Source organism: Stenotrophomonas sp. YJH_SMC_122 (genome assembly GCF_059369535.1).
In genome coordinates, this window is record NZ_JCAFST010000006.1 from 169871 (window position 1) to 187143 (window position 17273).

13 protein-coding genes and 1 pseudogene are annotated in these 17273 nt (G+C 69.0%); 2 read left to right on the forward strand and 12 right to left on the reverse strand.

The window, feature by feature from the left end; genetic code table 11:
* Nucleotides 1-58 precede the first annotated feature (58 nt).
* Entirely contained in the window at nucleotides 59-760 is a 702-nt protein-coding gene (locus tag AC5P66_RS10475) for an alpha/beta fold hydrolase (protein ID WP_049411508.1), read from the reverse strand.
* Between the two features lie 136 nt (nucleotides 761-896).
* On the opposite strand from AC5P66_RS10475, the pseudogene AC5P66_RS10480 reads away from it, so the two are divergent.
* Nucleotides 897-1094, forward strand: a pseudogene (locus AC5P66_RS10480) (YbjQ family protein); the annotation flags it as partial.
* A gap of 73 nt (nucleotides 1095-1167) precedes the next feature.
* Here the strand turns inward: AC5P66_RS10480 and AC5P66_RS10485 are convergent.
* Together AC5P66_RS10485 and mgtE are read right to left on the reverse strand one after the other, a co-directional pair.
* Nucleotides 1168-3888, reverse strand: coding sequence for a bifunctional acetate--CoA ligase family protein/GNAT family N-acetyltransferase (locus AC5P66_RS10485; protein ID WP_495216290.1), 2721 nt, complete (start codon nucleotides 3886-3888; stop codon nucleotides 1168-1170).
* Nucleotides 3889-3973: 85 nt separating this feature from the next.
* Nucleotides 3974-5344: a magnesium transporter gene (mgtE, locus tag AC5P66_RS10490; RefSeq protein ID WP_049411514.1), complete on the reverse strand. Its 1371-nt coding sequence runs from the start codon at nucleotides 5342-5344 to the stop codon at nucleotides 3974-3976.
* Between the two features lie 343 nt (nucleotides 5345-5687).
* Between mgtE and AC5P66_RS10495 the strand changes: the two genes are divergently transcribed.
* Nucleotides 5688-7466 (forward strand): monovalent cation:proton antiporter-2 (CPA2) family protein, encoded by a 1779-nt coding sequence (locus tag AC5P66_RS10495; RefSeq protein ID WP_049411517.1) that lies wholly within the window; start codon nucleotides 5688-5690, stop codon nucleotides 7464-7466.
* A 133-nt stretch (nucleotides 7467-7599) separates the two neighbouring features.
* On the opposite strand, the gene AC5P66_RS10500 is transcribed toward AC5P66_RS10495, so the two are convergent.
* The 9 genes from AC5P66_RS10500 to AC5P66_RS10540 all read right to left on the reverse strand — a co-directional run bounded on the left by AC5P66_RS10500 (nucleotide 7600) and on the right by AC5P66_RS10540 (nucleotide 17247).
* Nucleotides 7600-10938, reverse strand: a complete 3339-nt coding sequence (locus AC5P66_RS10500; protein ID WP_049411521.1) for an ankyrin repeat domain-containing protein — start codon at nucleotides 10936-10938, stop codon at nucleotides 7600-7602.
* On the reverse strand, nucleotides 10931-11191 hold the full coding sequence (locus AC5P66_RS10505) for a YcgL domain-containing protein (RefSeq protein WP_014648833.1): 261 nt from the start codon (nucleotides 11189-11191) through the stop codon (nucleotides 10931-10933). The genes AC5P66_RS10500 and AC5P66_RS10505 overlap by 8 nt, the downstream gene beginning before the upstream one ends.
* Before the next feature lie 160 nt (nucleotides 11192-11351).
* Entirely contained in the window at nucleotides 11352-11792 is a 441-nt protein-coding gene (locus AC5P66_RS10510; RefSeq protein ID WP_005420284.1) for a hypothetical protein, read from the reverse strand.
* 60 nt (nucleotides 11793-11852) lie between these two features.
* A complete protein-coding gene (locus AC5P66_RS10515; protein WP_049438266.1) occupies nucleotides 11853-13091 on the reverse strand; it encodes a beta-ketoacyl-ACP synthase in 1239 nt (412 codons plus the stop codon).
* On the reverse strand, nucleotides 13091-13822 hold the full coding sequence (locus AC5P66_RS10520; RefSeq protein WP_049416034.1) for a 3-ketoacyl-ACP reductase FabG2: 732 nt from the start codon (nucleotides 13820-13822) through the stop codon (nucleotides 13091-13093). Before AC5P66_RS10520 ends, AC5P66_RS10515 begins: the two co-directional genes overlap by 1 nt.
* A complete protein-coding gene (locus AC5P66_RS10525) occupies nucleotides 13819-14274 on the reverse strand; it encodes a hotdog family protein (protein ID WP_099485706.1) in 456 nt (151 codons plus the stop codon). Before AC5P66_RS10525 ends, AC5P66_RS10520 begins: the two co-directional genes overlap by 4 nt.
* Nucleotides 14271-15455 carry a beta-ketoacyl-ACP synthase gene (locus AC5P66_RS10530; RefSeq protein WP_049416029.1) on the reverse strand — a complete coding sequence of 395 codons (1185 nt, stop codon included), beginning with the start codon at nucleotides 15453-15455 and terminating at the stop codon, nucleotides 14271-14273. Before AC5P66_RS10530 ends, AC5P66_RS10525 begins: the two co-directional genes overlap by 4 nt.
* The gene (locus tag AC5P66_RS10535; protein ID WP_049438268.1) at nucleotides 15452-16009 is read right to left on the reverse strand and encodes a DUF3261 domain-containing protein; all 558 of its coding nucleotides are present in this window, start codon (nucleotides 16007-16009) and stop codon (nucleotides 15452-15454) included. Before AC5P66_RS10535 ends, AC5P66_RS10530 begins: the two co-directional genes overlap by 4 nt.
* Nucleotides 15997-17247, reverse strand: a complete 1251-nt coding sequence (locus tag AC5P66_RS10540; RefSeq protein WP_495216291.1) for an NAD(P)/FAD-dependent oxidoreductase — start codon at nucleotides 17245-17247, stop codon at nucleotides 15997-15999. The genes AC5P66_RS10535 and AC5P66_RS10540 overlap by 13 nt, the downstream gene beginning before the upstream one ends.
* Nucleotides 17248-17273: the final 26 nt, after the last annotated feature.

Genomic DNA, 17273 nt, shown 5'->3' on the forward strand with positions numbered 1-17273 from the left:
CGCTACCACGTTTACAACGTCATGGGTTGGAACGAAGAATCCATCAAGCTGGACCGTGTCACGCCTGCAGCAACCACCCACGCATTGCCGCACTCACTTCGTCCGGTTTCTCCATCGGTGCCAGGTGCCCGCAATCAGGCACCACCACCAGCTGCGAGTGCGGCACCATCGCGTGCATTTCCTCGCTCACCGCCAGTGGCGTAATGCGGTCGTTCGCACCGCAGACGATCAGCAGCGGATCGCGGTAACCAGCCAGGACATCATGGCCATCGCGGCGTTCCAGTGCGCTCTGGCGCAGGAACACTTCCGCGCCCAGGCGGGCGGTCATGTCACGCACACGTTGCACCAGCACGTAATCATCCAGCCGCGACGCATCGATGTAGCTGCGCATCAGCACATCACCGAAACCATGGAACTTGCCGGGCAGGCGCACGCTGGCACGTTGGCTGCGGCGCTGCTCGGCCCGCTCGGGTGAGTCGGCGTGGATCGAGGTGTCAATCAGCGCCAGCTGCAGGACCCGCTCCGGCGCGATGCGCAGGATCTGCTGGGCGACGAAACCGCCCAGCGAGAATCCAGCCAACGCAAAGCGTTCCGGCGCCTGCGCCAGCACGTCCTCGGCCACCGCCTGCAGGGTCTCGCCACGGGTCTGGTCGCCTACGGTGCAATCGGCAATGTCGGCAAGATCAGCCAACTGTGCGCGCCACAGCTCGGCGTCGTTGAGCAGGCCGGGCAGCAGCAGCAGGGGAGTACGGTCGGTCATGGGGGTATTGTCGCGCCATCACGGTGACGGAGCCATGCCGCAACGGGGGTTGGATTGTAGCGTCGAGCCACGTTCGACGGCTGCACAGCCAGTGGGGCATGGCTCGACGCTACAGAACGCAGCGGCGGAGGCGCTCTTCGGCGACACCATCACCATCTACACCGCGCTGTGCGAACAGGCCCGCGAGAAAACCTGGCGCAGCAGGGTCAAGCACGCACGGCGGCTGGGTGCCAACGCGACCATCGGCATGCGCTACGACGCCACCGACGTGATGACCGGGCTGACCGAAGTGCTGTGCTACGGCACGGCAGTGGTGGTGGAACCACTGCGTTGAAGCTGTAGAGCCGAGCCCATGCTCGGCTCAGGCGTGCCCGTGAGATGCAAGGCAGCCGAGCGTGGGCTCGGCTCTACAATGGGGTTTCGGGCATCTCGACCTGCTGCACCGGCAGGGTCACCATCATTACCGTCGGGTCATCCGGGTCCAGCCTGGTCTTGAAGCCCAGGCTCTGGCACATCGCCAGCATGGTGCTGTTTTCGCGCAGCACCTGGCCTTCGACCACGTCCAGGCCCAGCCACTTGGCGTACTCGATCATGATCGCCATCAGCCGCCAGCCGATGCCGTGGCCCTTCAGGTCCGAGCGGATCAGGATGCCGTACTCGCCGCGATGGTAATCGGCATCGGCGTGCAGGCGCACCGCGCCAAGCATTTCGCCGCTGCGCGGTTCGATCGCCACCAGCGCGATCGAGCGTGCGTAGTCGAGCTGGGTCAGGCGCGCGATGAACTCGTGGCTGAAGTGCTTCACCGACTGGAAGAAGCGCAGGCGCAGGTCCTCGTCGCTGACACGGGCGAAGAACGCACGGAACAGCGCATCGTCTTCCGGCCGCACCGGACGCACGAACGCGCGGCCACCATCGGACAGTTCGATGGTGCGCTCCCACTCCTTCGGATACGGGAACACCGAAAAGCGCGGATGGCCACGGCCCTTGTGCAGGATGCGCGACGGTGCCACTGCCACGCGCGCGTCGAGGGCGAGGATGCCCTTGCCGTCGACCAGCAGCGGGTTGATGTCCAGCGTGCGCACTTCGGGAATGTCGGCGGCCAGCTGTGCCAGCTTGACCAGCGCCAGCGCGAGTGCGCGCTCGTCGGCGGCGGGCACATCGCCGTAGGCCTTGAGGATGCGCGAAGCACGGGTCTGGCCGATCAGCTCGTGGGCCAGGCGCAGGTCCAGCGGCGGCAGGGCCAGCGCCTTGTCGTTGATCACTTCGACCGCGGTGCCGCCACGACCCACCACGATCACCGGGCCGAACGTCGCGTCATCGGCGATGCCGACAATCAGTTCGCGCGCCTTCGGGCGGACGATGGTCGGCTGCACCAGCAGGCCATCGATGCGCGCATCCGGCCGCAGCTGGCGCGCACGCGACAGGATCGCGTTGGCCGCGCTCTGCACCGCCGGCAGCGTGGACAGGTTCAGGCGCACGCCGTCCACTTCCGATTTGTGCGGGATGTCCGGTGACAGGATCTTCAGCGCCACGCTGGCGCCACGCTCCAGCAGCGGCTGCGCAAGGTCCATTGCCTCGTGCGCATCGCGCGCGTGCATCACCGGCGCGGAGGGGATGCCGTAGGCCTTGAGCAGCTCATGCGTGGCCAGCGGGTCCAGCCACTGCTGGCCGTTGGCCAGCGCGGCATCGACCAGTGCGCGCGCGGTAGCCGTGTCGACGCTGAAGTCCTGCGGCAGGCTGGGCGGCGTTTCCATCAACGCGTTCTGCGCTTCGCGGTAGCGCACCAGGTGCTGGAAGCCACGTACGGCTTCGGCCTCGGTCGGATAGGTCGGCACCCGTGCCGCGTTGAGCGTGGCGGTGGCCTGGTCGTCGTTGCCCAGCCATACGGCGAACACCGGCTTGTCGCGATGATGGCGCGGGCGCAGGCCGAGCGTGCGGGTGAGGGCCTGCGCCGCATCGGCGGACGAGGTGAACGCGGTTGGCACGTTGACCACCAACACCGCGTCGTTCTCGTTGTCGGCCAGCAGTGCTTCGATGGCCGACGCATAGCGGTCGCCATCGGCGTCGACCACGATGTCCACCGGATTGCTGCGCGACCAGCCCTGCGGCAGCACCGCATCGAGCTTCTCCACCGTGCTGTCGGAAAGGGTGGCCAGCGTGCCACGCAGCGCGATCAGTTGGTCCACGGCCAGGCGGCCGACACCGCCGCCATTGCTGAGAATGGCCAGGCGGCGACCGGGGAAGGTGCCCAGCCGCCCCAGCGATTCGGCAGCAGTGAACAGTTCGTCCAGCGCACCCACGCGCAGCAGGCCGGCGCGATTGAAGGCCGCGCCGTACACATCATCGGCACGCGCCAGGGCCTGCACATGGGTATCACGGCTGCCCGGCTGCACGCGCTCGGCGCGACCGGACTTCACCACCACCACCGGCTTGGCGCGGGCGGCGGCACGCGCGGCCGACATGAACTTGCGCGCGTCCTTGATCTGCTCGACATACAGCAGGATGGCGCGGGTGCGGTAGTCCGTGGCGAAGTAGTCGAGCAGGTCGCCGAAGTCGACGTCCATCGTGTCGCCCAGCGAAACCACGGCGGAGAAGCCCACCGAGCGCGCCACGCCCCACTCCACCAGCGCGGCGGCAATGGCCGAGGATTCGGAGATCAGGGCGAGGTCGCCGGCCTGCGGGAAGTGCGCGGCGATGCTGGCATTGAGTCGCGCGTGCGGCGCGATGACGCCCAGGCAATGCGGCCCGAGGATGCGCAGGCCATGCTTGCGCGCCACCGCCTCTACCTGTGCGGACAACGAACCCGGGCCTTCGCCCAGGTGCGCGGTGAGGATGATCGCCGCCTGCACGCCACGCTCTGCAGCTGTACGCACCACTTGCGGCACGATCGCCGCCGGCGCGGTGATCACCACCAGGTCGGGCACCCAGTCCAGGTCCTTCAAGCGCTTGACCGTGCGGATGCCATCGATCTCGGCGTGCCGCGGGTTGATCCACGCCACCTTGCCGGGGAAGCCGGTTCCGCGCAGGTTGCGCATCACTGCGCGGCCGGCCGAACGCTCACGCGGACTGCCGCCGATCACCACGACCGACTGCGGACGGAATACGGACTGCAGGTGGTAGGTACTCATGCGCCTACGGTACCCAAAAAAGGGGACGGAGGGGATTACGTCGTCTGTGCCACAAACGACTTAATCCCCTCCGTCCCCTTTTTTGTTACAGCAGCGTGCCGTGCAGGATCAGCGCGGCGATGCTGAAGTAGATCACCAGGCCGGTTACATCCACCAGGGTGGCCACGAACGGGGCCGAGGCGCTGGCCGGGTCGAAGCCGAGCCGCTTCAGGACGAAGGGCAGCATCGAGCCGGACAGCGAACCGAAGGTGACGATGCCGACCAGCGCGGCACCGATGGTGATCGCCAGCAGGATCCAGTGCTCGCCGTAGTCATGCAGGCCACCCAGCTGCCAGATCACGATGCGCACGATCGCCAGGCAGCCGAGGATGGCACCCAGCACCATGCCGGTCGGGATCTCGCGGATCGCCACCCTCCACCAGTCGCGCAGGCGCAGTTCGCGCAGCGCCAGGCTGCGGATCAGCAGCGAGGTGGCCTGCGAGCCCGAATTGCCGCCCGAGCTCATGATCAACGGGATGAACAGGGTCAGCACCACCGCGCGCGCCAGTTCGTCCTCGTAGTGCTGCATCGCACTGGCCGTCAGCATCTCGCCCAGGAACAGCACGCTCAGCCAGCCGGCACGCTTGCGCAGCATCTCGAAGAAGCCGATCTGCATGTAGGGCTTGTCCAGCGCTTCCATGCCACCGAACTTGTGCGCGTCCTCGGTCGATTCCTCGATCAGCGCATCGAGCACGTCGTCCACGGTGACGATGCCGAGCATCTGCTGCTGCGCGTCGACCACCGGAATCGCCAACAGGTCGTGGCGGCGGATCAGACGCGCGACTTCTTCCTGGTCCATCAGCGCGTCCACCGTCACCGGCGGATTGACCTGGGCCACGTCCAGGATCGATTCCTCGGGCAGGCCGGTGATCAGCCGGCGCATGGTCACCACCTGCTGCAGCTGCTGGCTGGCCGGCTCCAGCACGTAGATCGCGTAGACCGTCTCGCGGGTGCGCTCGACCTGGCGGATGTGCTGCAGGGTCTGCGCCACGGTCCAGCTGGCGGGCACCGCCACGTACTCGGTGGTCATCAGCGCGCCGGCGGTGTTCGGCGGATAGCTCAGCAGCTTCTGGATGGCCTGGCGGGCGTCGGTGCCCAGCAGCGGGATCAGCCGCGCGCGTTCTTCCTCATCCAGCTCGTGGACGATGTCGGTGGCGCGGTCGTCAGCCATCAGTCCGAGCAGGGCGGCGGCGCGTGCCGGGGGCAGCGCGGCCACCAGCTCACCGCTGCGGTGCAGCTCCGGCGCTTCCAGCATCTTCACTGCACGCGGCAACGGCAGCGCGGCCAGCGTTTCCGCGGCGCGGGCCAGTTCCAGTGTGTTGAGGAATTCCACCGCATCGGCGGTGTTGTAGTTCGCCAGCGGTGCGGCCAATGCGGCGGCATCGGCCACCGGGCGCAGCAATTGCTTCTGGTTCATCGGTTTTGCCTTGTGGGGGTGCGACCTCGCGCAACGCCAACGCAGGCAAACCGTCCCGATGTCAGGCGGTGGCCATCGCTGGCGTCGAACGAGGTCGACTTCTACTGTCGCTGGACATGGGTTGGGGACTCCGGAATGCGCGTGCCGGCGGTGCGCCGCCAGCGGCGGGCAGTCTGGACCCGTGGGCCATGCAGGTCAACCCGGCATCCCTGCGCCGGGCGCGGGCCGGCCGGTTGTTCTCGTGCATACACAGACCGGCGCGCATAATGGCCGGGTGGCGCTCGCCACGCTTTCCCCACCCGAACGGACGCACTGCGGGCTTCCCCGATGACCAGGTATTCCCATGCATAGCGGCGGTCTGGAACTGGCCCTGGTGCTGCTGCTGGCGGCGGTCATTGCCGTGCCGGTGTTCAAGAAGTTCGGCTTCGGCGCGGTGCTGGGCTACCTGGCGGCCGGCGTGGTGCTGGGCCCGGACGGGCTGGGCTTCGTGCAGGACGCCGACCGCATCCTCGGCGCCGCCGAGATCGGCGTGGTGATGCTGCTGTTCGTGATCGGCCTGGAGCTGTCGCCGGCACGCCTGAAGGTGATGCGGCGCTCGGTGTTCGGCGCGGGCGCGGCGCAGGTGGCGATGTCCGGGCTGGTGCTGGGCGGCCTGCTGCTGCTCGACCACTTCCAGTGGAAGAGCGCGCTGGTGGTCGGAGTTGCGCTGGCGCTGTCATCCACCGCGGTAGGCCTGCAGCTGCTGTCCGAGCACAAGGCGATCAACAGCGACCATGGCCGGCTGGGTTTTGCCATCCTTCTGTTCCAGGACCTGATCGCGATCCCGCTGCTGGCGGCCATCCCGCTGCTGGGCGGGGCGAAGAACGAGACCCTGCGCTGGGAAGACGCCGCCGTGGCGCTCGGCGCGCTGGCCGTGGTGATCCTGTGCGGGCGACCGGTGCTGCGCAAGGTGTTCAGCATCATCGCCCGCACCCGCAGCCCGGAAGTGTTCACCGCCACCGCCCTGCTGGTGGTGCTGGGCACTGCCTGGTTCATGCAGGAAGCGGGCCTCAGCCCCAGCCTGGGCGCGTTCCTGGCCGGCGTGCTGCTGTCCGATTCGGAGTTCCGGCACGAACTGGAAGCGCAGATCGAGCCGTTCAAGGGCCTGCTGCTGGGGCTGTTCTTCATCGCGGTGGGCATGGGCATCGATCTCGACCGCATCGGCGCCGAGCCGTGGCTGATCGCCGCCGGCGTGGCGATCCTGCTGGTGGTCAAGTTCAGCCTGCTGTACGTGATCGGCCGCATCGCCAGGCTCAGTCCGCGGCAGTCGCTGCTGCTGGGCAGCGTGCTGTGGCTGGGGGGCGAGTTCGCCTTCGTGGTGTTCAACGAAGCGCAGCGCGCGCACCTGCTCGGCAACGCCAATCACGATCGGCTGGTGGCGATCGTCGGCCTGTCGATGGCGATCACGCCCCTGCTGATGATCGCGCTGCTCAAGCTGCTCGGCCAGGAGAAGGCCCCACCGCGCGAGGCAGCCGAGGCCGACAAGGTGGCACCGGACAACCGCCCGAAGGTGCTGATCGCCGGCATGGGCCGCTTCGGCCAGGTGATCGCACGCCTGCTGACCGCACAGAAGGTGCCGTTCGTGGCGCTGGAGGCGAACCCGGACACCGTGGCCGACCTGCGCCGCTTCGGCAACCAGCTGTACTACGGTGACCCGACCCGGCCGGAGATGCTGCGTGCGGCGGGCGGCGAGCACATCGATGTGTTTGTGATCACCGTGGACGACCCGGAGACCAACCTGCGCGCGGTGCGCATGGTGCGCCGGCTGTACCCGGACGCGAAGGTGCTGGCGCGAGCGCGCAACCGCCAGCATGCATGGCGCCTGATGGACATGTCAGCCGAGCCGTTCCGCGAAGTGTTCGGCACCAGCCTGGAGATGAGCGGGCGCGTGCTGACCGCATTGGGCGTGGCACCGGACGTGGCCGAGCGCCATGTGCAGCGCTTCCGTGAGCATGATGAGCAGCTGCTGCGTGACCAGTACCTGGTGTACGACGACGAGGCCGCGGTGATCCAGACCTCGCGTGATGCGCGCAACGACCTGATGCACCTGTTCGAGGCCGACGCGGAAAGGGACGGCGAGTAGGTGTGCCGACCAACGGTCGGCACCCACCCGATCAATGGCGGACCCGGTAGTCCGGCCGCTGGCCGGCAATCCCGTGATCCCGGAGATGTCATGAGGTAGCCGGCCAGCGGCCGGCACTACCCTTTTCCAGCGATCAGCCGTTGTCGCGCAGGAACCGCGCCATCGAGGAAACGCCCGGCACGCGCGGCTCGAACTCGCCGGCCACGTCGATGAAGCCACGCATCACCGCGATCTCGCGCGGGCTGCGGTTGAGGCTGTCGCGCGCTTCCGGATCGGCGCCGGCGCGCAGCAGGCGCTGCACCAGCAGCGGCAGGCCATGCAGCGCGGCCAGATGCAACGGGCCGAAGCCACGCGGGTCGCGTACGTCCAGGCTTACGTCCTCGTCCAGCAGGCGCTCCACTGCGGCCATCACCACCTGCTCGTCGCAGGCGGTACCCGGCTCTGCGCGCGCGCCCAGCAGCAGCAGCAGCGGCGTGACCGAACCAGCGGCGGCCTGGTCCGGTTCGGCACCGGCCAGCAGCAGGGTGTCGAGCAGCGCCAGCAGGCGCGAGCGGTCGCGGGCACTGAAACCGTACAGCGCGGCACAGTGCAGCGGACCCAACTGCTGCGCGTCACCGGCATGCACGTCGGCACCCGCCGTGAGCAGGCGCGCGACGATGTCCGGAAGGCCCAGCGCGGAGGCCAGCATCAGCACCGTCACGCCACCCGGCAGGCGGTGTTCCAGCTTGGCGCCAGCGTCGAGCAGGGCCGAAACGATGTCCACCTGGCGCATGCTGACTGCCGCCGACAGCGGCGTCGCGCCACTGGCCGCCGCGTGCTGCGGATCGGCGCCGCGCGCCAGCAGCAGGTCGGTTACCGCCAGGTGGCCGCCACCGGCAGCACGCAGCAGCGCGGTGCAGCCCTGTGCGTCGACCGCGTCGACGGCGAAGCCCAGATCGATCAGGCGGCGCACTGCATCGACGTCACCGGCCATTGCGGCGGCCGGCAGATCGGCCTCGCGCAGGGTGCGGCGCGGCAACGGCCACACCCGCCAATCGAGCCAGTCGGCCAGATCGCGGCGACCGATCGACAGCGCCACGCCCAGCGGTGTCTGGCCGTCGGCGGCACGTGCTTCCGGCGAGGCACCATGCTGCACCAGCAGCTTAAGCGCGCCTTCGCGGGCCAATGCGGTGGCCAGGTGCAGTGCGGTCATGCCGTGGCTGTCGCGTGCTTCGCGATCAACGCCGGCCTTGAGCAGGGCCTGCTGCAGCCGCAGCCAGCCCAGGCGCACCGCCAGCGACAGCGGCGGATCACCCGCCGGCGAGGCGGCGAACGGATCGGCGCCACGCTCAAGCAGTTCCAGTGCCAGCTGTTCCAGACCACGCGCGGCCTGGTCGTGCTGTGCGCAGGCAGCAAGGAAGCGCGCCAGGCCGCCGCGGCCGGCCGGCGACAGGCCACGCTGCAGCATCACCTGCAACGCCGGCACCGCATCGATGCCGCGCGACAACAGCGCGAACATCGGCGTATCGGAGCAGGCATCACGCACATAGGGATCGGCGCCGTGGCCCAGCAGCCAGTCCACCGCACGCGGTTCCAGCGCCAACTCCGGATCGAGCAGCAGCCCGCCCAGTTCCTCCGGCTGGCACAGCCTGGCCAGTGCCGCCATGCCGTCGGTGTTGCCGAAGCCCAGCGCCTCGCGCAGCAGGGTCAGTGGCGGACGGTCCGGCAGCAGGCCGCTGGCACTGGCTGCTTCGCCACGATCGGCCAGGCCATCACTGACCGCGGCCGGCAACGGATAGGACGGGTCCAGCAGGGCTACGATCGCCCAGCGGCCGGCTTCGGCGGCGTAGTCCACCGCACGGCGGCCGACCGGATCGGTGGCATCGGCCGCGATGCCCAGTTCGACCAGGCGCTTGATCAGCAGCGGCGAGACATCCTCGGCCATCGCCGCCAGCTGCACCGCATTGCGGCCTTCGCCGTCCACCGCAACCAGGTCCGGCTTGTGCGGCAGCAGGTGCTCGATCACGGCTGCGCGACCGGCACGGGCCGCTTCCAGCCACGGCGTACGCCCCAGTGCATCGCGCGCTTCCAGATTGGCGCCCGCGCCGAGCAGCACGCCGATGATCTCGACATGGCCGGCCAGGGCCGCTTCATGCAACGCACTGCGGCGCTGGCGATCGCGGGCGTCGGCCCGTGCCTTGTGCTTGAGCAGCAGCTGCACACCCGCCGGATCGTCATCCTCGGTGGCGGCGGCGGCCAGCAGCACCGGGGTGCCATCGGCCGGTTCGCAGCGTGCACCGCGTTCGAGCAGGAAGCGGGCCAGACGCCAGTTGCCCACCTGGCAGGCCACCGCCAGCGGCGACCAGCCATCACGGTTCAGCGCATCGACTTCGGCAGCGGCATCGCGCAGCAGCGCGGCCACCCCCGGGTCGGAACTGCGTGCGGCATGGTGCAGCGGGGTGTTGCCATCACTGTCGGTGGCACGCGAGTCGGCGCCATTGGCGAGCAGGGTCATCACCGCTTCGGGGCGGCCATGCCAGCTGTCGCGGGTCGCCGCCAGCAGCGGGGTCATGCCCCGGTGCGGCGCATTCACATCGACGCCGCGGGCAATCAGTTCACGCAGCAGGCGCAGGTCCGGCAGCACCGCGGCCAGCACCGCCAGGCTGCGCTGGTCACGCCAGTTCGGGTCCGGCAGCGCATACGGATCGGCACCGGCCTGCAGCAGCTGCAGGCCCCGGTCGATGCGGCCCTGGCGGGCGGCCTCATACAGCGCCGGTGTCAGTTCCTGCGGCGCCATCGCCTCCAGCGGCACGGTTTCGGCCGCCGCTGCGAACATCGGTTCGGGTTCAGCGCTGGACGCCGCCAACGGGCTGGAGCGCAGCGACACCAGCGGCGCGGGCGCGACCCGCTGCAGCAGCAGGTGCAGCACCGGCGACAGCAGCACGACCGCCAGCGCGGCGGGCCAGCGCGCGCTTTCCGGCAACAGGCCCGGCCAGGCCGGCAGCACCACCAGCGCGGCCAGCGCAATGACCAGCGCGGCCACGCCGAGGCCACGCCAAGCAGTCAGGTCGCGCCCCGCCAGCGCCTGCCAGTGCTGGGCCAGGCTGCCGTCGAGGCGTTCGACATCGTTCCACAATGGCCAGGTGCGCCAGGCGGCCAGCAGGCCGGCACTGACCAGTACGCTCAGGCCAAGCACTGCCGCCAGGCTGCCGCTGTCACGCAGCGCAGCGAGCGGCCAGGCCAGCAGCAGCGCCAGCAACAGCGGGGCGGCTGCCCACAATGCCAGCAGCGCCGGCAGGTCCTGGCGTGCGACCACCTTCAGCGGCCGCAGCGCGCGGCTGCGGCGCCACCACGATATCGCCAGCGCGAACGCGGGCTGCGCCAGTGCGGCAAGGACGGCACCCGGGACGCCGCCCACGGCGGCGCCCAGCGCCAGCACCGCGCCCGCGGCGAAGGCAATTGACAGGATGCGCGGACGGGAGGCGTCAGTCATAGTGGCGCGGCATCAGGCTGGCCACCGACGGCGGCACCTGCAGGTAGAACCCGCGCTCGCTCATTTCGCTGCGGACCTTTTCCGGGTCAGCCTGCGCCAGGCGGCGCTGGGCATCCAGGGCCACCTCCAGGACGAAGGCGAGCGTCCCCAGCGAGGTGAGCAGCGGCGCGGGCAGCGCGCTGAAATCATCGCGTCGGGGAACGTAGACGTAGGTGTCCGGCTTGAGTTGGCTTTTATAGACGTAGGCGTGCATGTCCGCGGGACGATAACCCGGGAAGAGCCATGATTGTGTCGGAAAGCCGACACTGGGGAAAGCCGTCAGCCGACGATGGCGGCGCGATCAGCGGCGTTTCGCCTGCGGGGTTCAGCAATGTGGCGGCGACGTTCAGGCTGCGCCGCCGCCACACGGGCGCTTACTTGACCTTGGCGTAGGTGCCCTTCAGCGCGACACCCGCGAGGATGGCACCGGCGTAGCACTCGTAGTTGGTGCTGCTCTTGAACTCGTTCTTCTTGTAATAGCTGACAATGTCGACCACGGCGTTGGCGCCGCGCGACTTGGCACCGTCCTGCAGCGCGCGCAGTGCCGACAGCGCAACCCAGCGGCAGGCCTCGGCATCGCTCTTGTTGGCGGCGTTGGTCTTCTTGTTGGTCACGTCTTCGCCCAGGCGCTGCTGCACGCTGACCGGCTGGCCGGCCAGGTAGAAGCGCACGCTGCCGTCGATGCCGGCGTCCTTGGCGGCCTGCGAATTGACCAGTTCCTGCAGGGACTGTTCGACACGCGTGTCGCGGGCGGAAGCGGTGGAAGTCAGGGCCAGCAGCGCGGTAGCCGTGGCGATCATGAGAGTGCGGCGCATCGGAACATCTCCTTGTCGAGGGTGCGGGGGGTAACGGGAACGGTGTGTTGGCGCAGTGGATCACTCGCTCCAGCGGCGGAACACCAGCGAGGTGTTGATGCCGCCGAAGGCGAAGTTGTTGCTCATCACGTACTCGGCCTGCAGTTCGCGGCCCTGCCCGGTGATGAAGTCGAGCTGGCCACAGCGCGGGTCGACTTCGGCCAGGTTCAGGGTGGGCGCGAACCAGCCGGCACGCATCATCTGGATGCTCACCCAGGCCTCGAACGCGCCACAGGCACCCAGCATGTGGCCGACGTAACTCTTCAGCGAGCTGATCGGCACGCGGCTGCCGAACACCTGTGCGGTGGCCTGGGTCTCGGCGATGTCGCCGTGGTCGGTGGCGGTGCCATGGGCGTTGACGTAGTCGATCTGCGCCGCGTCCAGGCCGGCGTCCTCCAATGCCAGGCGCATGGCCTGGGCCATGGTGTCGGCACTGGGCTGGGTGACGTGCTGGCCATCGCTGTTGGTGCCGTAGCCGACCACCTCGGCAAGGATGGTGGCGCCGCGCGCCTGCGCGTGTTCCAGGTCTTCCAGGATCAGCGTGCAGGCGCCCTCGCCCAGCACCAGGCCATCGCGGCCGGCATCGAACGGGCGCGGCGTGGTCTGCGGCGCGTCGTTGCGCACGCTGGTGGCGAACAGCGTGTCGAACACCGCCGCAGCAGTGGCATCGAGCTGCTCGGCACCGCCGGCCACCATCACCGTCTGCTTGCCGCTGCGGATGGCTTCATAGGCCGCGCCCACACCCTGGCTGCCCGACGTGCAGGCGCTGGAGGTGGTGTACACGCGCCCGGACAGGCCGAAGAACACGCCGATGTTGACCGGCGCGGTGTGGCTCATCATCTTCAGGTAGGTGGTGGCGCTGATGCCGTCGGTGGTGAACTCGTTGAGCATGCGCCCGAATTCGCCGGTGGCCTCGTGGCTGCCGGACGAGGAGCCATAGGCCACGCCGGTACGGCCACTGCGCAGCACCGGATGCTCATGCAGGCCGGCCTCGCGCAGCGCCACCTCGGTGGCGCGCACCGACATGATCGCGACCTTGCCCATCGAGCGGGTGGTCTTGCGGTTGTAGTTCGGCGGCAGCTCGAAGTCCTGCGCCGGCGCGGCCAGCTTGGTGTTCAGCCCGGCATAGACATCCCACTCGGGCATCGCACGCACCGCGTTGCGGCAGCTGCGCAGGTGGGCCTCGATGGTCGGCCAGTCGTGGCCGAGTGGACTGATGGCGGCGGCGCCGGTGACCACCACACGACGATCGGCGGCCATCAGAGCATGCCTCCGTTCACCGAGATCACCTGGCGGGTGATGTAGCCGGCCGGTTCGGACAGCAGGAATGCCACGGTAGCCGCCACTTCGTCCGGCCGGCCAACGCGGCCGGCGGGAATCAGCTTGAGCGCGTGTTCAACCACTTCGTCGTTGAGCATTTCGGTCTCGATCAGGCCCGGGGCCACGCAGTTGACGGTGATCTGGCGGCTGGCCAGTTCCAGCGCCAGGGCCTTGGTGGCGCCGATGATGCCGGCCTTGGCGGCACTGTAGTTGACCTGCCCGCGGTTGCCGGCCAGTCCGGAGACCGACGACAGGGTGACGATGCGGCCCGGCTTGCGCCGCCGCACCATCGGCATGATCAGCGGATGCAGCACGTTGTAGAAGCCATCCAGGTTGGTGTGGATGACCTGGTCCCAATCGTCCGCTGACAGCGCCGGGAAGGCGCCATCGCGGGCGATGCCGGCATTGCAGACCACGCCGTAGTACGCGCCGTGTGCTTCGACATCGGCCTCCAGCGCGGCCCGCGCAGACGCGCGGTCGGCCACGTCGAACACCAGCACGCGGGCCTGCTGGCCCAGTGCCTGGATCTCGGCGACCACCGCCTGTGCTTCATCCACGCGGCTGCGGCAATGCACCACCACGTCGAAACCATCGCGCGCGATGCGCAGCGCGATGGCCCGGCCGATGCCCCGGCTGGCGCCGGTCACCAGCACGCTTCGATTCCCTGTCATGCCTGTCCACTCTCCAGATAGGCCATCGCGTCGGCCGGTTCGAACACCGACACGTTGGCTGTCGCCCATTCTTCCTCGCCTGCCAGGATGCGGCAGGCGAACATCCCCAATCCATTGTCACCCAACAGCTCGCAGCGCGCCTGTACGCGCAGCCGCGTACCGCTGGGGAAGCTGCTGCGCGCGCTGCTGTAGCGGCGGCTGCCGAGCAGGAAGCCCAACTGCGGTGGCCTGTCGGCCGCACGCGCGCGGCAACCGGCCCAGGCCGCGATGGCCTGTGCCATGTACTCGATGCCGACCCATGCCGGCACCTGGTCATCCTCGACGAACAGGCCGGCCTCGGGCACCACCAGTTCGGCCTCGATGGCGTCCTGGTCCCACTGCGTGATGCGCTCCAGCAGGCACATGTCCTGGCGGTGCGGCACCACGTCTTCGATCGCGTACAGCGTGTTCATCGACGCTCCAGTGCCAGCACGGCATTGCTGCCGCCGAAGGCGAACGAATTGCTCAGCACCCGCCGCGGCGGCTGCGCAAGGCGCGTGCCCGGCGCCACCAGCGGCAGCACCGGCAGTGCCGGGTCGGCCACGCCGTCCCACCAGTGCGGCGGCAGCAGCTGCTGCGGGTTCTCGGCCAGCAGGATCCAGCACAGCGCCGCCTCGATGGCACCCGAGGCACCCAGCGTGTGGCCGGTCAACGGCTTGGTCGAACTGGCCGGCACGTGGCTGCCCAGCACCTGCGACACGGCCAGGCTTTCCATCGCATCGTTGTGGCCGGTCGCGGTCCCATGCAGGTTCACATAGTCCACTTCGCCGGCGGCCCAGCCAGCACGCTGCAGCGCCTGCTGCAGGGCGTCGATGGCGCCCAGGCCCTGCGGGTCCGGGGCGGACATGTGGTGGGCGTCGGCCGACTCGCCCCACCCCGCCAGGCATACCGGGCCGGGTTCGCGGGTGAGCAGGAACAGCGCGGCGCCTTCGCCGATGTTGATACCGGTACGATGCTGCGAGAACGGATTGCAGCGTTGGGCCGAGACCGATTCCAGCGCGCTGAAGCCGGCCACGGTGAAGCGGCACAGCGAATCGGCGCCACCGGCGATCACCGCATCGACGATGCCGGCGCGCAGCATGCGTGCGGCCGACATCAGCGCCTTGGCACTGGACGAGCAGGCAGTGGACAGGGTCCATGCCGGCCCCTGTGCGCCACTGCGCTGGCGCACGAACTGCGCGGCGGTGCCCATTTCCTGCTGGGCGTAATCAAAGCCCTGCGGCCACTGGCCCTGTTCGGCATGGCTGCGCAATGCCTGCTCGGATTCACCAATGCCCGAAGTGCTGGTGCCCAGCACCACCGCTACGCGCTCGGCGCCATGGCGGGCGATCGCCGCGGCCACTGCCGGCGCGATCTGAGCCAATGCCACGTCCAGCAGGGCATTGTTGCGCCCGCGCAGGGCCACCGGCAGATCATCCAGCGCCGGCAGCGGCGTGCGTACTTCTCCCAGCGCCAGGGTGCGCCCCGGCAACAGGCTGTCGTTGTCGCTGAGCCCGCCCGGCGCGTCGGCGAACAGTGCCGACGTCACTTCGGCGCGGCCAGCGCCGAGTGCACAGACCACGCCCAGGTCGTTCAGGTAGATCGGTGCGCTCATCGGTCCGGCCCGGCCATGTCGATCGATTCGATGCGCAGCGCATAGCCTTCGGCGCGGTTGTCCAGCTGCACGCTGCCATCGTCCAGCCGCTGCAGCTGCAGCCACACGGTGCCCTCACGCGACAGGCTGCGCTGATGGCCATCATCACTGACCTGCCAGCCCGCCGGCAGAACGGCGGCAATGGCCGCAGTCGGCCACAGCGCGAACTGCAGGTCATCCAGCACGCGCTCGGCGCGCACCTGCGGTGGCAGCCATGGCGCGCGCTGCTGGGTCAGCTGCTGGCCGTCCCATTGCAGGCGCACACCGGTCTGGCCCATCGCCTGCACGGCCAGCTGCACCTGCTGGGCGTCGGCTTCCAGCAGCGCGTCGAGATCGCGCTCATGCGTGCCGAAGCGGAAATGCAGCTGCTGCTGCAACGCCAGCGGCGCCGGCAGGCTGGCCGGCGCCAGGCGCAGCGACGGCAGTTCCACCTGCGGTTTCGGCATGCGGCCGGCACAGGCGGCCAGCAGCAGGCACAGCAGCAGCACCGCAGTACGGGCAATCACGCGCCGCACAGCTGCTCCAGCACGCGCATGCGGCGGCCGCTGTCGTCGGCCACGTACGGGTTGTTGGTGTCCCAGGCGTAGCCGGCCAGGATGGAGCTGATCATGTCGCGCACTTCGGGCTGCTGTTGCGGGTGGTAGATGATCTTCTGGAAACCGCCCTCGTACCAGCTTTCGACGAAGCGCCGGAAGGTCTTCACGCCGGCACGCAGCGGGATCGAGAACTCGGCCTCCCAGTCCACGGCCTGGCCGGCATAGCGGCGCTTGAGGCATTCGCTGGCCAGCTGCGCGGACTTGAAGGCAATGGTCACGCCGGAGGAGAACACCGGATCGAGGAACTCGCCGGCGTTGCCCAGCAACGCGTAGCCGGGCCCCCACAGCGAACTGACGTTGGCCGAATAGCCGGTGATGCGGCGCACCGGCAGCACCGCCCATTCGGCGTTGGCCAGCAGCCCGGTCAGGTTGGGGTCCTCGCCGACGATGGCCTGCAGCTTCTGCAGGTCGTCACCCTCGTAGCGCTCGAAGAACGACGGCTCGGCGACCACGCCCAGCGAACAGCAGCCATTGGAGAACGGGATCGTCCAATACCAGACGTCGATGTGCTCGGGGTGGGTGGTGATCAGGATCTTGTTGCGATCGAAGTCCGCTTCGGCCGGAATGTTGTCGCGAACGTGGCAGAAGATCGCGCCGCGCACCGGGAAGTTGGACGGTGACTCCAGCTGCAGCAGCCGCGGCAGCAGCCGCGCGAAGCCGGAGGCATCGAGGATGAAATCGGCCTCGATGCGGTATTCACTGCCGTCCGGGCGGCGCACCATCACCGCCGGTTGCTCGCCCGGCTCGACCGCAAGCACTTCGTCGCCGAAGCGCAGCGTGGTGCCCATGCGCTCGGCACCGCGTGCCAGCACGTTGTCGAAGTCGGCGCGCTGTACCTGGTAGGTGGTGCCCCAACCCGGCGAGAACTTCTTCCTGAAGTCGAACGCAGTGCGTGCCTGGCCATGCACGAAGGCGGCGCCGTTCTTGTGCTGGAAGCCCGCTTCGACCACGGCCTGCAGCAGGCCCGCCGCCTCGATGTACTCCATGCTCTGCGGCAGCAGGCTTTCGCCGATGGAGAAGCGCGGGAACTGCTGGCGCTCCAGCATCAGCACCTGGCGGCCCTGCTGGCGCAGCATCGCTGCGGCCACGGAACCGGCCGGGCCGGCGCCGATGATCAGGATTTCAGTACGTTCGACAGCATCCACAGCAGTGTTCATCGGTGCGTCCTTGTTGCTCGATCAAG

What these genes read in the sequence shown, in the direction of transcription:
- AC5P66_RS10530 (WP_049416029.1), bottom strand. Translation starts at nt 15,455, where the DNA reads ATGAGCGCACCGATCTACCTGAACGACCTGGGCGTGGTCTGTGCACTC.
- AC5P66_RS10525 (WP_099485706.1), bottom strand. Translation starts at nt 14,274, where the DNA reads ATGAACACGCTGTACGCGATCGAAGACGTGGTGCCGCACCGCCAGGAC.
- mgtE (WP_049411514.1), bottom strand. Translation starts at nt 5,344, where the DNA reads ATGAACCAGAAGCAATTGCTGCGCCCGGTGGCCGATGCCGCCGCATTG.
- AC5P66_RS10500 (WP_049411521.1), bottom strand. Translation starts at nt 10,938, where the DNA reads ATGACTGACGCCTCCCGTCCGCGCATCCTGTCAATTGCCTTCGCCGCG.
- AC5P66_RS10485 (WP_495216290.1), bottom strand. Translation starts at nt 3,888, where the DNA reads ATGAGTACCTACCACCTGCAGTCCGTATTCCGTCCGCAGTCGGTCGTG.
- AC5P66_RS10475 (WP_049411508.1), bottom strand. Translation starts at nt 760, where the DNA reads ATGACCGACCGTACTCCCCTGCTGCTGCTGCCCGGCCTGCTCAACGAC.
- AC5P66_RS10540 (WP_495216291.1), bottom strand. Translation starts at nt 17,247, where the DNA reads ATGAACACTGCTGTGGATGCTGTCGAACGTACTGAAATCCTGATCATC.
- AC5P66_RS10515 (WP_049438266.1), bottom strand. Translation starts at nt 13,091, where the DNA reads ATGGCCGCCGATCGTCGTGTGGTGGTCACCGGCGCCGCCGCCATCAGT.
- AC5P66_RS10495 (WP_049411517.1), top strand. Translation starts at nt 5,688, where the DNA reads ATGCATAGCGGCGGTCTGGAACTGGCCCTGGTGCTGCTGCTGGCGGCG.
- AC5P66_RS10505 (WP_014648833.1), bottom strand. Translation starts at nt 11,191, where the DNA reads ATGCACGCCTACGTCTATAAAAGCCAACTCAAGCCGGACACCTACGTC.
- AC5P66_RS10520 (WP_049416034.1), bottom strand. Translation starts at nt 13,822, where the DNA reads ATGACAGGGAATCGAAGCGTGCTGGTGACCGGCGCCAGCCGGGGCATC.
- AC5P66_RS10510 (WP_005420284.1), bottom strand. Translation starts at nt 11,792, where the DNA reads ATGCGCCGCACTCTCATGATCGCCACGGCTACCGCGCTGCTGGCCCTG.